Source organism: Microcystis aeruginosa FD4 (assembly GCF_009792235.1).
Lineage (GTDB): Bacteria > Cyanobacteriota > Cyanobacteriia > Cyanobacteriales > Microcystaceae > Microcystis > Microcystis viridis.
In genome coordinates, this window is the sequence record NZ_CP046973.1 from 1,102,334 (window position 1) to 1,115,547 (window position 13,214).

The window sequence follows — 13,214 nt, forward strand, 5'->3', positions numbered from 1 at the left end:
CTTAATAGGAATCATCAACCAATGACCACCACTCTACAACAGCGCGAAAGCGCCTCCCTGTGGGAGCAGTTCTGTCAGTGGATCACCAGCACCAACAACCGCTTATACATCGGTTGGTTCGGTGTGATCATGATCCCCACCCTGCTCACCGCCACCACCTGCTTCATCATCGCCTTTATCGCCGCTCCTCCCGTAGATATCGACGGTATTCGCGAGCCTGTAGCTGGTTCCCTACTCTACGGAAACAACATCATCTCCGGTGCAGTTGTTCCCTCCTCCAACGCGATTGGACTCCACTTCTACCCCATCTGGGAAGCAGCTTCCTTAGATGAGTGGTTATACAACGGTGGTCCCTACCAGTTAGTCATTTTCCACTTCTTACTAGGTGTCTTCTGCTACCTCGGTCCGTACAGGGGGTAATGTAATTAAGTTTTGGTAGGAGTAGTGGTAGGGTGAATTATAAGAAAATGTGAAGAGAGTATGAGGTTGGATGTTGATTTACAATGAGAATATGGGTAAATATATGATGGTAGAAGTTAGTTTATAAGGGTTAGTATTAGTGGTGTTGGAGTGGTAATTGATGTATTTTATGAAGGTGGAAAAAATTAAATTGTGATGTTGATGGTGTGTTAGGAGGTTAATTGGTATGTGATTTGATAGGGGAAATTGGTATATTATTAGTGTTGCGGGTTTAATAGGTTTTAGTTTATAAATTTTTTAGTAGGTTTAATGTAGGATAGTGGTTGTTTAATTAATTTTAGTGAAGATATAGGGTGTATTAGGTAGTGTTTTTTATGCAATTTTAGATGAGTTATTATATTGACGGAATAGATAGTATTAGTTTGATTGGAGGTTTGAGGTATATGGGTGACGGATATGGGTGGTGATCAATGAGTTTATAATAAAAGTTTTAATTTTATAACTGTAGTGTAGAGTTGAGATTGGTAGTGGTTGAGTTATGAAGTTGTGGGTTTTAGAGATGGTTGCTGGTTGGGGATGTTTGATAGTAGGTATTGATATGTAATTCAAAGTTGTATTTGAGATGGTGTAATGGAGGAAAGTTCACGCTAGAGTGATAAAATTGATTGGGTATTGAATGGAATGTAAGATTGGGATAGAAAGAGTTGGGTGAGGGTTGGGGGTTTTTGTGTTGGGGTGTGTGGTTGGGTGTTGTTGTTATGGTGTTTTGTTAAGGTTTTGTAGGTTGTGATTATTGTATTTTGTTATTATGTTTTGTTTGGTGTTGTGTTATTTGAAGTTTTACTGATATTCGTCGTCAAGAAATTGCCAGAGATGCTAGGGAGTCAATTAATGCTTTTCATCAAGGAGAATTGAAACCTCAACCCCTAGAAATTATTCTGAGAGAATTGAGAGAAACTTTAGAATAGATATTATGAGAGAACTGGTTTTAACGCCTAAATTTAAGCGGACTTTCCGTAAGTTTGTTCTCAGAAATCCTCAACGACAGAAAGCCATTGAGAAGACATTGGCACAAATGAGGGAAGATATTTATTTTTTGAACTTGGGAACTCATTCATTAAAAGGGGAATTATCGGGACTTAAAGCTTGTTCTTGTGGTTTTGATTGCCGGATTATTTTTTCTATAGAAATTGAGCCAGACACCCAGGAGGAAGTTATCATTTTACTTGACATTGGTACTCATCGAAAATTTGGGTCTGAAACCCCGTCGTTCTACGACGGCTTTACCGTTAAATACTAGCGCATTTACCAAATATATGCCAGAATGTGAAATATGGAGAAAGCCTATTCTTACCGATTTTACCCCACACCCGAACAAGAGTCGCTATTGCGGCGCACTTTGGGCTGTGTAAGATTAGTTTACAATAAAGCTCTCCATGTCAGAACACAAGCTTGGTACGAAAGACAAGAAAGAGTAGGATATGCTCAAACGTCTTCAATGCTAACTGATTGGAAAAAGCAAGAAGAATTAGAGTTTTTAAACGAAGTTAGCTGTGTACCTTTACAACAAGGGTTAAGACACCTACAAACAGCTTTTACTAACTTCTTTGCTGGTCGTACTAAGTATCCTAACTTTAGGAAAAAACATCAAGGAGGAAGTGCCGAATTTACTAAGTCTGCTTTTAAATTTAAAGACAAACAAATCTATTTAGCTAAATGCACAGAACCTTTACCTATTCGATGGTCAAGACAAATACCAGAAGCTTGTGAACCAAGCACAGTAACAGTCAGATTACATCCTTCTGGACGCTGGCATATCTCAATAAGATTTGATGACCCAACAATTAAGCCATTACCAGTAACAGATAAAGCCATCGGAATTGACTTAGGAATTAGTAGCCTAGTAATTACCAGCGACGGCGATAAAGTGTCTAATCCTAAGCATTTTAAGAAACATTATCAGAGGTTGCGAAAGGCACAAAAAAATCTTTCTAGAAAGAAGAAAGACTCAAAGAATCGGGAAAAAGCGAGAATAAAAGTAGCCAGGATTCACGCTCAAATTACGGATAGTAGAAAAGACCATTTACACAAGCTAACCACTCAATTAGTTCGTGAAAACCAAACGATTGTGGTTGAGAATTTAGCCGTCAAGAATCTGGTCAAAAACCCGAAATTATCTCAGGCAATATCTGATGTAAGCTGGGGAGAAATAACTCGACAATTAGCCTATAAATGCCGTTGGTATGGGAGAAATTACATCGAAGTAGATAGATGGTTTCCTAGTTCTAAGCGGTGTAGTAATTGCGGGTATATTGCTGAGAAAATGCCGTTAAATGTTCGAGAGTGGGATTGTCCAGACTGTGGGACGCACCATGACCGAGATATTAACGCTAGTAAAAACATTTTGGCCGCAGGACTTGCGGTGTCAGTCTGTAGAGCGACCATAAGACCAGAACAGATTTACTCTGTTAAGGCAGGTGCGGAACCCCGCAAGGGAAAGAAGCAGAAACCCAAATCGTGAGGTTTGGGAATCACCGTCCGTTTACGGCGGTGAGGATGTCAAAATAAGATAAATTTGGCTCTCTTAGGTTTGGTGGGTAAAATGTATTCTAAGATACAGTCCTGGTGACGAGCGAGTGGAGCAAACCACAAAGACACAAAGGACACAAAGATTGATCGCTCCTATATAAGTTAAACTGATCACACAAAGAATAAGAGATCCCAGGTTTTTATCGAGACTTAAGAGGTAAAATGATGACTTTGCAAGAAATGATCAAATCTTTTGAGAATTTATCAGAGGATGAACAGGAGTCATTGTTAGAGATTTTGTGTCAATATAGAGCCAAAGCAAGAGAAAGAGAAATCTTAGCTAATTTTAAGGAATTGAAAGAGGCGATCGCTACTGGAACGGCCAGAAGGGGAACCGTAGAAGATTTGATTGCTGATTTGAATGAGGATTAACAATGGATTTAATATGGAGTGATGGGTTTAAGCGTTCGTTTAAGAAGCTAATCAAGAAAAATCCCCAGTTAAAACCTAAAATTTTCGATGTACTTAGAAAACTGGCAGAAGACCCATTTACACTGTCTTTAAAAACCCATAAGTTAAGTGGTAATTTAGAAGGGTTATGGTCTTGTACTGTAGCTTACGATTGTCGAATTATTTTTAGTTTTTCGGAAGATGGAGAATATTTAGAAGTTATCATCTTGTTAATTGATATTGGTAGTCACGATCAGGTGTATAGAAAATAGGATAGACTGGAAAGCGATCCTGCGGGTTTCTGCGTTGCGGTACACATATATTTATAATAAGATAAATTTTTCCTAATCGTTAGGATTTCTTTTAAGATAGGATTTAAACACAGGATTAATAGGAAAATAGGACGAGGTTTCTGATGGTAATTTATCCAGTAAACAGCGTCTCATTAATGACTGAATAGCTGCCCAAAATTGGGATTGACAAAGGTCAAGATTAGCAGTTTTGGGAAACTTTTCTACTGCTTCAGTTTGATTGGCTAACCAGTTTATCACCTTTTTTTCCGCTTCGGATAAACGCTGTAAATGACATTCGATCGAGTTTTCTATATCCCCTAAATAAATTTCATTGTTCATTTGTTCTAAAAATAAGGATACTTCTCCATCAAATAGTTCAATAATGGTTGAGGAGATGATATTTAACCAGTTAAGATTACCTTGATAAAGTTCGCTCAGTTCCGTCCATTTCTCCTCACTTTTTAAACCGTATTCTTTGAAAATTTCTTCAAATTCTGTTGTTAAACCTTGCAGGTATAAAGTTTTAATTTTATCGGATTTTAAGGTGACAAAATCTCTGGGAAGTTCCCAACTAATTAAAATCAAACAACTGTGATGAGATGTGGTAGCAATTTGGTGAAAAAATTTATGATAATCCTGACAGTCGCTTAAATATTTACCTGCTAATTCCCCCAGTTTAAAAATATTCTGCACATCATCAAGAATAACTAAACAACGATAGGAGCTTAGATAATCTATTATATCAGGTAAGGGGGTTGATAGAGATTGGGTGAAAAACTGTTTTAGATCATCTTTGAGAGCGATTAATTGAGGAATAGTTTCCAGACTGCGATAAATAATATAATCAAATTGTGGGGCAATTTCTGAAATTAATTTAAGGGTTAAAGCTGTTTTTCCGATTCCAGTTAACCCATAAATGGTAATTAATCGAGTTTTATTATCTAGCCATTCTTTTAAGGTTGATATTTCTAAGTTACGTCCATAGTTATACCTTAATTCCGGTGCTTTTGTTAGGTTAATTATGGGGGATTGATGATCATTATCTGGGAAATTTGAAGACTTTTTTAAGTTGTTTTCTGAATAGAGGTTATTTTCTCTACAGATACTAACATGATTATTTCTTATATTATTATGTGGAGAGTTAACAAAATTATAAATAGTAGATGAAGCTTTATTTTCTAAAATAGAACGAACATTAGACTTTTTTATATCTTCTTGAAAAACATCTGATAACAGTTGCCATAATTTCCATGCTTCTTTTTTGATATGATCATAACTGCGCTGATTATTTTTGGCAATTTCTTCATAATCTTGATGTTCCCAAATACCCTGTAAGATGGATTCTTGCAACGAATCAAGATGTTTACCGGTTTTCTCTAATACCTGTTTATCTGTCCATTCTAAAAGGTTTTGAATATCCATATAAGTAAGTGGTAGAACATTTGTATTTCTGGTTGGGATAAGGGAACAGATTTTAGTTTTCTCGTTTTTTTATCAGACTAATAATCATTTTACTTTCCTCTTGCAAGATATCAACTATGATTTTATCTCTTTTTGCTCACCTAATCCTATCCGTCCAGATAAGAGAAGATAAGTTTCTAATTTATGAATTGAACCCTGCGCTATGTTTAAAAATCTGACATATTCGCTACGGACTACTACGGACTGATGACAACTTTCTGTTAAAACACACCAAGTTGTAATTAGGGGTTGAGAAGAATACTGTGCTAAGGTTTGCTGTGCTATTAGATGATATTGATCTTTATTGTTAAATAAAGCCACCCAGAACCCAGTATCAACGATGATCATATTTAGCTTTTAATCCTTCTTTGAGAACGGATTTATAATTAGTAGAAAGGTCTGATTCTGCACTAATACAACCGATTAATCCAGATTCTTTTAAAATGTCTAGGGTACTTTGAGCTTCAGGGTTTATTTTTGCTGCAATCTCTGGCTTTTTTGCTAAAGAATAGCAGGGTAATCGCACGTCGTTTTGTAGAAAACGTAACAGACAGAGGTGACTGAATGTCATGCCTAGCAGGACGAGCTGATATAAGTTAATCTGAGAGGAAGCAAAAAGTTACATGGTGTAGCAGTTGAGCATGGCATCCGGTTTTGGTCTCCTAGTTTTAAACCCCAAGCAAGAGCGAGAGGCAAAGGTTTTAAGAAACAGTGTCTTGAAACATTTTCAGCATCTAGAAGACCCGAGGGCGGACAGGGGGCGCAATCATAGCCTAGTCTCGATAATTACCATAGCTATCTTGGCGGTATTAGCTGGTGCCGATGGGTTTGTCGCCATAGAAGCCTACGGACAAGCCAAGCAATCTTGGTTGGAAACATTTTTAGACCTACCGAATGGCATACCTTCCCACGATACCTTTGGCAGAGTGCTAGGGATGCTAGAACCCAAGCAATTACAGTCAGGATTCCTGGCTTGGATAGAGGAAATCACCGAGAAATTGAACATAGAACTAATCCACATAGATGGGAAAACGGCCAGAAATTCTTATGACCGAGAGGAAAAGCTGAAAGCTTTGCACACCGTCAGTGCTTGGAGTAGCGAACATGGGTTAGTCTTAGCCCAAGAAAAAGTGGACAGTAAATCCAATGAAATTACCGCCGTGCCGCACCTGCTGCAATTGCTCAATCTCAAGGGAGCGATAGTCACCTTGGATGCCATGGGAACCCAGACTGAAATTGCCCAACAAATCAAGTCTGGGGCTGGAGATTACGTCTTAGCCCTCAAAGGCAATCAGGGCAAGCTCTTTCAACAAGTAGAAGGCTGGTTTGACCAAGCTATAGCCGGGGATTGGCAAGGGATTGAATACAGCTACCACGAAAAGGTGGAGTCGGGGCATCACCGGCTCGAAACCCGTCAAATTTGGGTAGTGCCAGTGTCTCAATTACCGCCCCTGCATCGGCAGAGTCTCTGGCCTGGCCTAACCACCCTAGTCATGGTTCGCAGTGTCCGCCAATTATGGAATAAAACTACGACAGAAATTCGCTTCTTCATCAGTAGTTTAGCAGCCGATGCCCAAAAACAGGCCGAGGTGATTCGCAGGCATTGGAGTATCGAAAATAGTCTCCATTGGGTACTCGATGTTACCTTTAATGAAGATGCCAGTCGGATTCGTCTAGGCTATGGAGCGGAAAACCTAGGTCTGTTGCGCCGTTTAAGTGTGAATCTGTTAAAGCGAGAACCCTCAAAAATGAGCCTAAAGATGAAACGGTATAAGGCAGGCATGAACAATGATTTCATGGTGAAAATCTTAGCCGCCAGTGCCGTTGACAGAGAGGGGAGGTAGATGTTAATCTTGCAGTTGATCAGGAGTTTTGGGAATTTAAGGAACTGAGTAGATAAGCTCAGTTCGGGGTTTGTTAGGCCATAATGACTGGCAAAACCAGAGATTCGGTCGCCTTGTGCAGGTCAAAGCCTGAGTTGCCCATCGAATTTTAGACCTAACTCCTCGGAATTTGAGAACTCTATCAACATGCGATTACCCTGTAAAGAATAGCGTTTTTTTAATAACTCAATAAAATCAATCAGTAAGTTTTGTGCTTCTTCAGGTAATTGGTTAATATCTTGTTGAATTTGTTCTAAGTTAATCATTAATTTTCCTCCGTTAAGGTTTTTAAACAGGCTGCTAATCTTTAAGCGACTGTTTCTGACATTTAAACCTCCTGATTTGTTTCCGACTGTCACCTGTTACTTAATCGGTTAATATTAATGCCAATGCTTGATTAATAATTTTAGTTTTATCAATCATAGCTTCAATTTCTTCGGGTTTATATATACCCTCAAAAGCTTCTAATGATGCTTGTCTTAAAGCCGAAGAATAAGCATCATCTAAGGTTTCTTTTAATTCTTCTGGTGTCAGATAATTTCCTCCAGTTTTACGTCGTTGATTAATGCGTTGAATCTGTCGAACAGAATTAGAAATAGAGGTTTCCCATAAGCGGGTACTGCGTTTTTTCTGCTTGCCGTTTAATCAGATGTAATAGAACAATAATACTAAAGCTAAAAATCTTATTGAGCTTATCATCCTTACTCATTTCTGTCATTTCCTCTACCAAAATCAAGGCATCGGGAACATTGCCAGCTAGTAATAGATTTTTTAACTCTAATAATTCTTCCATTTTTTGCCTTTTTTTACTGATTAACCTCTTGATTTAGTAATTTGTTCTGCATTTAAATTAACCCAAGTTGCTAGTTATAAGCTTCGCTAGTTCGATCCCCCTAAATCCCCCTTAAAAAGGGAGACTTTGAGTCTGGTTCCCTCCTTAAAAAGGGAGACTTTGAGTCTGGTTCCCCCCTTAAAAAGGGGGGCTAGGGGGGATCGAACCTAGAAATCAAATTTAGGCTTGTTTTATGATCCTTGCCCTCCTTTTTGCCACTAAATCCCACTTTATCCCACAAAAATGATTTTATCAGAAAATCCAAAATGGCCACAAATTCCCACAGACAAAACCAAAGTGAACATCTAGTATTGTAAGAATCACTTAGTTTTTTGGACTTTTATTAGGTTATGAACAAGATACTAGCTAATTGTATCAGCTTAGGGATCGGATTGGGTGCGATCGGGGTAGCTTTCCAGGCACAGGCCGCCTCTTTTCAGGGGTTAGGGGGCTTACCAGGTAGTTTCTCTAGCAGTGCTAATGGAGTATCAGCCGATGGGTCTGTTGTGGTTGGTAGCAGCACCCGTGGTACTGGGTGGACAACAGAGGCATTCCGTTGGACACAGGCAACGGGGATGGTTGGACTAGGGGACGTACCTACGGAGGTGTTTTGTAACCCTGAGTCTAATACTTGCTTTGAGGACGTAGTATATAGCAAGGCTTATGGAGTATCAGCGGATGGATCTGTTGTCGTTGGTGGAGGCTCTTATTGGTCGTCCTATAGCTTAAATGAGGCATTCCGTTGGACGCAAGCAACGGGGATGGTAGGACTAGGGGGAGGAGTAGCCTATGGAGTATCAGCCGATGGGTCTGTTGTAGTTGGTCAAAGCGGTGGTGGTGGTTTTCAGGCATTCCGTTGGACACAAGCAACGGGGGTGGTCGGACTGGGGTCCTTACTAATAGGAGACTCTAGCAGTGCTTCAGGAGCATCAGCCGATGGGTCTGTTGTAGTTGGTAAAAGCGGTGACGAGGCATTCCGTTGGACACAAGGGACAGGTATGGTAGGACTAGGGTACTTACCGGGGGTTAATGGTTTCTTTGGCTTTAGCGAGGCTAATGGAGTATCAGCCGATGGGTCTGTTGTAGTTGGTTACAGCAATGGTGGTAATGGTTTTAATGGTAATCTTATTGAGGCATTCCGTTGGACACAAGCAGGGGGAATGGTCGGACTAGGGGTACTATCTGGAGGTATAGCTAGCTATGCTAATGGAGTATCAGCCGATGGGTCTGTCGTGGTTGGTTACAGCGCTACAGACCCTTTCACCGGCGCAGAGGCATTTATCTGGAATAGCACCCAAGGGATGCGGAGCTTACAACAGGTTTTAACGAATGATTATGGTTTAGATTTAACCGGTTGGTCTTTGAACGTAGCTAACGCAATTTCTGCTGATGGGTTAACGATTGTGGGTTCTGGAACTAACCCTAATGGTCTGACTGAAGCTTGGATTGCTAGTTTAGATGGAGAACCAGTTTCCCAACCCGGAACAACGCCTACCAATCCGCTTCTTCCTACTCCAAATCCAAGCAACCCCGACGGTTTTACTTTTCCTGGTGTTATCATCGGTAATAATGGATGGGGTATAATTGACCCCATCTTTTTTGATCCGATTGTGTCGGTAGGATACGATTATTCAGTGACAGGCGGACCCTTATTCGCCTCAGTTTTAATCCCTAATGCTCTCCCCCAAGGCGACAGTAACTTTATCCTGGAATTACCCGGATTTGGCAATTATTCTCTCCTAGCAGGAACGACTTTCAACTTGTTGGGTGTCAATCCCCTTGGCTTTAGTAACTTCCGCATTAGTGGCATTGATCCTGCGGAAATGCTCGATCCAACTAATCCTACTGCTTTTGTGACGGGGTTAACATTTACTAATCCTGGAACAGTAACAGTCACCCAAAACCCCATTATTCAAAATACTGGTGGCGTTAGTGTTCCTGAACCGTCCAATTTATTAGGTTTAGGATTACTTGGATTCGGTGCTTTCTTGACGGGAAAATTAAATAAAAAGCAAGCCAAAAAAGACTCCTAATAGCAATTGTTATTAATCTTCTTGTTGCTTATACAACTTGATGGCGATTTCCAGCTTCAGTCATCAACCTAACTTTGATGGTAAAGTCTATAAATCTCCTATTTTTGGCATTTCAATCAGTTAGCGTCTAAATCATTAGATAAAAGGGCATCCTCGAAAGGGGTGCTTTTTTGTTGGTGTATAATGGCGATATATTCTGAAGGATTGAGGAATAACCGATGAGTCATGCTAGACAAAGTTTGTCATCTATCTATGAAGAAGATTATCAGCAATGGCTAGATAAGACAGTTTTATTGTTAAAAAATCGTCAAGTTGATAGTTTAGATTATGAGCATTTGATTGAGGAGTTAGAAGCTTTGGGAAGGGAACAAAAAAATGCGGTTGAGAGTTTAGTAATTCAAATCATACAACATCTTTTATTCTATCAGTATTGGTCAAGCGAAAGAGAAGATAACGAGCGACATTGGCGAGGTGAATTAATTGGTTTTCGGACTCAATTGGAATTAAGATTAACGACCAATCTCAGAAACCATTTATCTAATCGTCTCGATTATCTTTATGGTAAAGCCAGAAAAATGGCAGAGGTGAAAACGGATTTAAAATTACCCTCGGCAAGTCCTTATACTTTAGCTGATATTTTAGACGAAGATTGGCTTCCTGAAATTAGGTAAAGAATTATTCAGATAATTTTAGCTAGGATGGAACCTAGTTTTTTAAGATAATTCTTAATTTAAAATCTTCACTTTTTGGATGCTTAGATCGTTGAGCCTATTCTAATTCATCTGTAGAGATTTAAGAGAATATAATCACCACAAAATAAACCCGATTGCTTGGTAAATAATCGCATTTTATCACAATTTCTGCTAATTCGTTGACCCCATATTTTCCTTTAAAAGCCTCTAAAGTAGATTGTCCTAAAGCTAAATCATAAGCATCTTTTCAGGTCTATCGCAATTCTTCATCTGTTAAATAATACCCTGCCGTTTTACGCCGTTTATTGCTTCTTTGAATCTGTTTAAGCTAAGACGTATTTTAACCTCTTATCCTTAGATTAGCTGAATCTCCCCCAATCCTTTTACTGTTGCCTCTTGCCTAATCTCAACAAGCAATTTAAATGCGCGGGCAGCTTAATTAATTTATTCAGAGAGGAATCGTCGGATTAAATCTTCCCGTGAAGACTCCAATAATAAACGACTAGACTCCATCGGTGATAACTTGAGCAAATCATCAATAACTTTTATCAAAGACTCATCCAATTCTCCAAACCTCACTTGCATTAAATTTTCAATAATTTGTCGTTGTCCTTGTTGAAGTCCTTGTTGAAGTCCTTGTTGAAGTCCTTCCCGTTTGGTCGCCTCTTTCCACTCTAAATAAGATTGAGATAAAGCCATAAATACCTCCCTATCTTCTGATTCTAAAAGATTGTTAACTTCAACACTCACACGCCAACTAATCAATAATTCCATGACATTTTGACGGAAGGAATCGCCAGAAGGCAACTCAAGCAACTCTCTCACCGCTTGGCTTTGGGTTTTCCCCCGTCCCAACAATCTTAACAGTAAAGTGTCCGGGGTAATAGGTAACTGATTAATCGCTATAATTGCCGTTCGGTGAGAGGGAGATAAAAAGTAAATCCCTTCTGTCCAGTTTTCTAGTTCTAATTTAGCATCAAAACCCTCTAGGATGTGCAAACTAATAGAAGTAGCCAAAATCCACAATTTAGGTAGGTTATCCTCGTTTAACTCAGTTTTTTCCCGTTTCCCTTTCCGTTGAAGTTCAGCGAAAATCGAAAACAGTTTTAAGATACAGTTGCGAATTTCCGTTCGATTGGGAGCATGGCGAAAAGGCTCAAGCAAAGTGCTTGTTGTCACCATTTGCCCTAAAAGACCCAAAGATTGAGCATTTCCCCCTGTATTAGGGTGAGGAGAGAAGAAAATATCCACCTGACGCGTTTCATCCGCCACTTCCTTGCTAACTTCCACCCTTCCCAGAGGAGAAAGCAATTCTTCTAGGTATTGTTTGGCAAATTGGTCGTGAGGTTGTCGAGTCATGTCTTCAATCACTTTACCAAATTGTCCGTTAAAAGCTGATACAAAAGTCTAGTCTCGTAAAACAGCAAGCGACACAGTCCATCCTTACCCAGTGCCTTAAAGCTGGGTAATTCTTTCCTTTTTTCGATTCTTTGACCATTTTCGTGGTCGTAATAGAGATGAATCCGGGGATTAAGCCAAGAATGCTTAAGCTTGCCAATAATCTCGGTTTTAGCTGGCTTATCTGGGCAAATAGTCACTAGCGCGTGAGCATACAAGTGAGAACGCATCAAGTCGGAACCCTTCCAAGACTTTTTCACCTTGTCTTGTTTTGCTGAGGTATCCCCTGAAATTTGATAGGAATACCCTAAGCCTAGATAGGGTTTGCTGAATAAAGCTAAAAACCTTGTTGGGTAAGACTTTTAGACCTTTTGGAACTTAAAAAGTACTGGATATGGGAGTGATCGGGGGGAAATTTAGGCACTTTTTCCCTGAAAATTAGGTAATTGGCCACCTCAAAACTGGTAAAACCCCACACCCCACACCCCACACCCCACACCCTGCCACCACCGAAAAACTTTTTGCCGCAAACCCTGGATAAGCCTGAAACTTTCTCAAACTAATATCGTGATCACCTCTAAAATAAGGTTTCCCACGAGTCATAGTCATAGTTGTTTAAAATCGGAGGATTACCCAGATCATCTAGTCCCGATTTGTCAAAATAAGTTAAGGCAATAGTTAAAGCGTCTAGATAGTCATCTTTGTTTTTAATCTTAAAATAGTGCTGACGATTTATCTTAGTTTGCTGATGAGAAATCCAGTAAATATCTAAACCTAGCTTCTTAGCACAATTAACCCAAAAACTAGCGTACCAATACCCAGTAGGCTCTAAAACAATCGCATCAGCTTCTAGGGATTTAATAATCTCGATCGCTTCGGCATTGCATTCGAGCTTATAGGCTATCTCGTTAAGTTGAATATTTCCCTTAAGTCGAGGATATCCTTTAGCCGGTTCCTTAATGCTTTTCGAGAATTGCAAAGGTGAAACCGGCGGAAATTCGCACAACAAAACCACGATAGCCCAATTACGGCTAACGTCTATCCCTAATATTTTCATCGGTTATAATGGGAGTGAATTGAGTTTAAAAAGAATTAGCCTTACGATACTCCCGTATCCCGTACTTCATCCTGGAACATCTAACTTATGCAATGAGTATTAATGCTTATAGCCGTCAAAAACTAGAACATCTTCAACTTGATCACAAAGAGAAATGAGATTATAA

General features: G+C 39.5%; 12 protein-coding genes and 4 pseudogenes. 8 read left to right on the top strand and 8 right to left on the bottom strand.

Features of this window, described 5'->3' with window-relative positions:
- Window positions 1-21: 21 nt before the first annotated feature.
- From GQR42_RS05615 to GQR42_RS05635, 5 genes and pseudogenes are all read left to right on the top strand, one after another.
- Window positions 22-405: pseudogene (locus GQR42_RS05615) on the top strand (photosystem II q(b) protein); the annotation flags it as partial.
- Between the two features lie 988 nt (window positions 406-1,393).
- A complete protein-coding gene (locus GQR42_RS05620) occupies window positions 1,394-1,720 on the top strand; it encodes a type II toxin-antitoxin system RelE/ParE family toxin (RefSeq protein WP_158199225.1) in 327 nt (108 codons plus the stop codon).
- Window positions 1,721-1,753: 33 nt separating this feature from the next.
- The gene (locus GQR42_RS05625) at window positions 1,754-2,941 is read left to right on the top strand and encodes an RNA-guided endonuclease InsQ/TnpB family protein (RefSeq protein ID WP_158199226.1); all 1,188 of its coding nucleotides are present in this window, start codon (window positions 1,754-1,756) and stop codon (window positions 2,939-2,941) included.
- Window positions 2,942-3,174: 233 nt separating this feature from the next.
- On the top strand, window positions 3,175-3,381 hold the full coding sequence (locus tag GQR42_RS05630; RefSeq protein WP_081310248.1) for a hypothetical protein: 207 nt from the start codon (window positions 3,175-3,177) through the stop codon (window positions 3,379-3,381).
- A 2-nt stretch (window positions 3,382-3,383) separates the two neighbouring features.
- Window positions 3,384-3,671: a type II toxin-antitoxin system RelE/ParE family toxin gene (locus GQR42_RS05635; RefSeq protein ID WP_147074144.1), complete on the top strand. Its 288-nt coding sequence runs from the start codon at window positions 3,384-3,386 to the stop codon at window positions 3,669-3,671.
- A 72-nt stretch (window positions 3,672-3,743) separates the two neighbouring features.
- Here the strand turns inward: GQR42_RS05635 and GQR42_RS05640 are convergent, their stop codons facing one another.
- The 3 genes and pseudogenes from GQR42_RS05640 to GQR42_RS05650 form a co-directional block, all read right to left on the bottom strand.
- A complete protein-coding gene (locus GQR42_RS05640) occupies window positions 3,744-5,114 on the bottom strand; it encodes an AAA family ATPase (protein ID WP_158199227.1) in 1,371 nt (456 codons plus the stop codon).
- Window positions 5,115-5,360: 246 nt separating this feature from the next.
- A pseudogene (locus tag GQR42_RS27455) lies at window positions 5,361-5,501 on the bottom strand (type II toxin-antitoxin system VapC family toxin); the annotation flags it as partial.
- Window positions 5,488-5,724, bottom strand: coding sequence for a hypothetical protein (locus GQR42_RS05650; RefSeq protein WP_199273380.1), 237 nt, complete (start codon window positions 5,722-5,724; stop codon window positions 5,488-5,490). The pseudogene GQR42_RS27455 and the gene GQR42_RS05650, both read right to left, overlap by 14 nt.
- Window positions 5,725-5,794: 70 nt before the next feature.
- On the opposite strand from GQR42_RS05650, the gene GQR42_RS05655 reads away from it, so the two are divergent.
- On the top strand, window positions 5,795-6,997 hold the full coding sequence (locus GQR42_RS05655) for an ISAs1 family transposase (protein WP_233271010.1): 1,203 nt from the start codon (window positions 5,795-5,797) through the stop codon (window positions 6,995-6,997).
- A gap of 200 nt (window positions 6,998-7,197) precedes the next feature.
- Here GQR42_RS05655 and GQR42_RS29715 read toward each other — a convergent pair.
- Together GQR42_RS29715 and GQR42_RS05665 are read right to left on the bottom strand one after the other, a co-directional pair.
- Window positions 7,198-7,302, bottom strand: a pseudogene (locus GQR42_RS29715) (DUF2281 domain-containing protein); the annotation flags it as partial.
- 100 nt (window positions 7,303-7,402) lie between these two features.
- Window positions 7,403-7,829 (bottom strand): annotated as a pseudogene (locus tag GQR42_RS05665) (DUF29 family protein).
- A gap of 389 nt (window positions 7,830-8,218) precedes the next feature.
- Here GQR42_RS05665 and GQR42_RS05670 point away from each other — a divergent pair.
- Both GQR42_RS05670 and GQR42_RS05675 read left to right on the top strand, forming a co-directional pair.
- On the top strand, window positions 8,219-9,901 hold the full coding sequence (locus GQR42_RS05670; RefSeq protein ID WP_158199229.1) for an HAF repeat-containing PEP-CTERM protein: 1,683 nt from the start codon (window positions 8,219-8,221) through the stop codon (window positions 9,899-9,901).
- A gap of 218 nt (window positions 9,902-10,119) precedes the next feature.
- The gene (locus tag GQR42_RS05675; protein WP_158199230.1) at window positions 10,120-10,572 is read left to right on the top strand and encodes a DUF29 domain-containing protein; all 453 of its coding nucleotides are present in this window, start codon (window positions 10,120-10,122) and stop codon (window positions 10,570-10,572) included.
- Window positions 10,573-11,037: 465 nt separating this feature from the next.
- Here the strand turns inward: GQR42_RS05675 and GQR42_RS05680 are convergent, their stop codons facing one another.
- The 3 genes from GQR42_RS05680 to GQR42_RS05690 all read right to left on the bottom strand — a co-directional run bounded on the left by GQR42_RS05680 (window position 11,038) and on the right by GQR42_RS05690 (window position 13,048).
- Window positions 11,038-11,952: a hypothetical protein gene (locus tag GQR42_RS05680; protein ID WP_158199231.1), complete on the bottom strand. Its 915-nt coding sequence runs from the start codon at window positions 11,950-11,952 to the stop codon at window positions 11,038-11,040.
- Between the two features lie 8 nt (window positions 11,953-11,960).
- Window positions 11,961-12,251, bottom strand: coding sequence for a hypothetical protein (locus GQR42_RS05685; protein ID WP_233271283.1), 291 nt, complete (start codon window positions 12,249-12,251; stop codon window positions 11,961-11,963).
- Between the two features lie 317 nt (window positions 12,252-12,568).
- Window positions 12,569-13,048, bottom strand: coding sequence for a hypothetical protein (locus GQR42_RS05690; RefSeq protein ID WP_233271284.1), 480 nt, complete (start codon window positions 13,046-13,048; stop codon window positions 12,569-12,571).
- Window positions 13,049-13,214 lie beyond the last annotated feature (166 nt).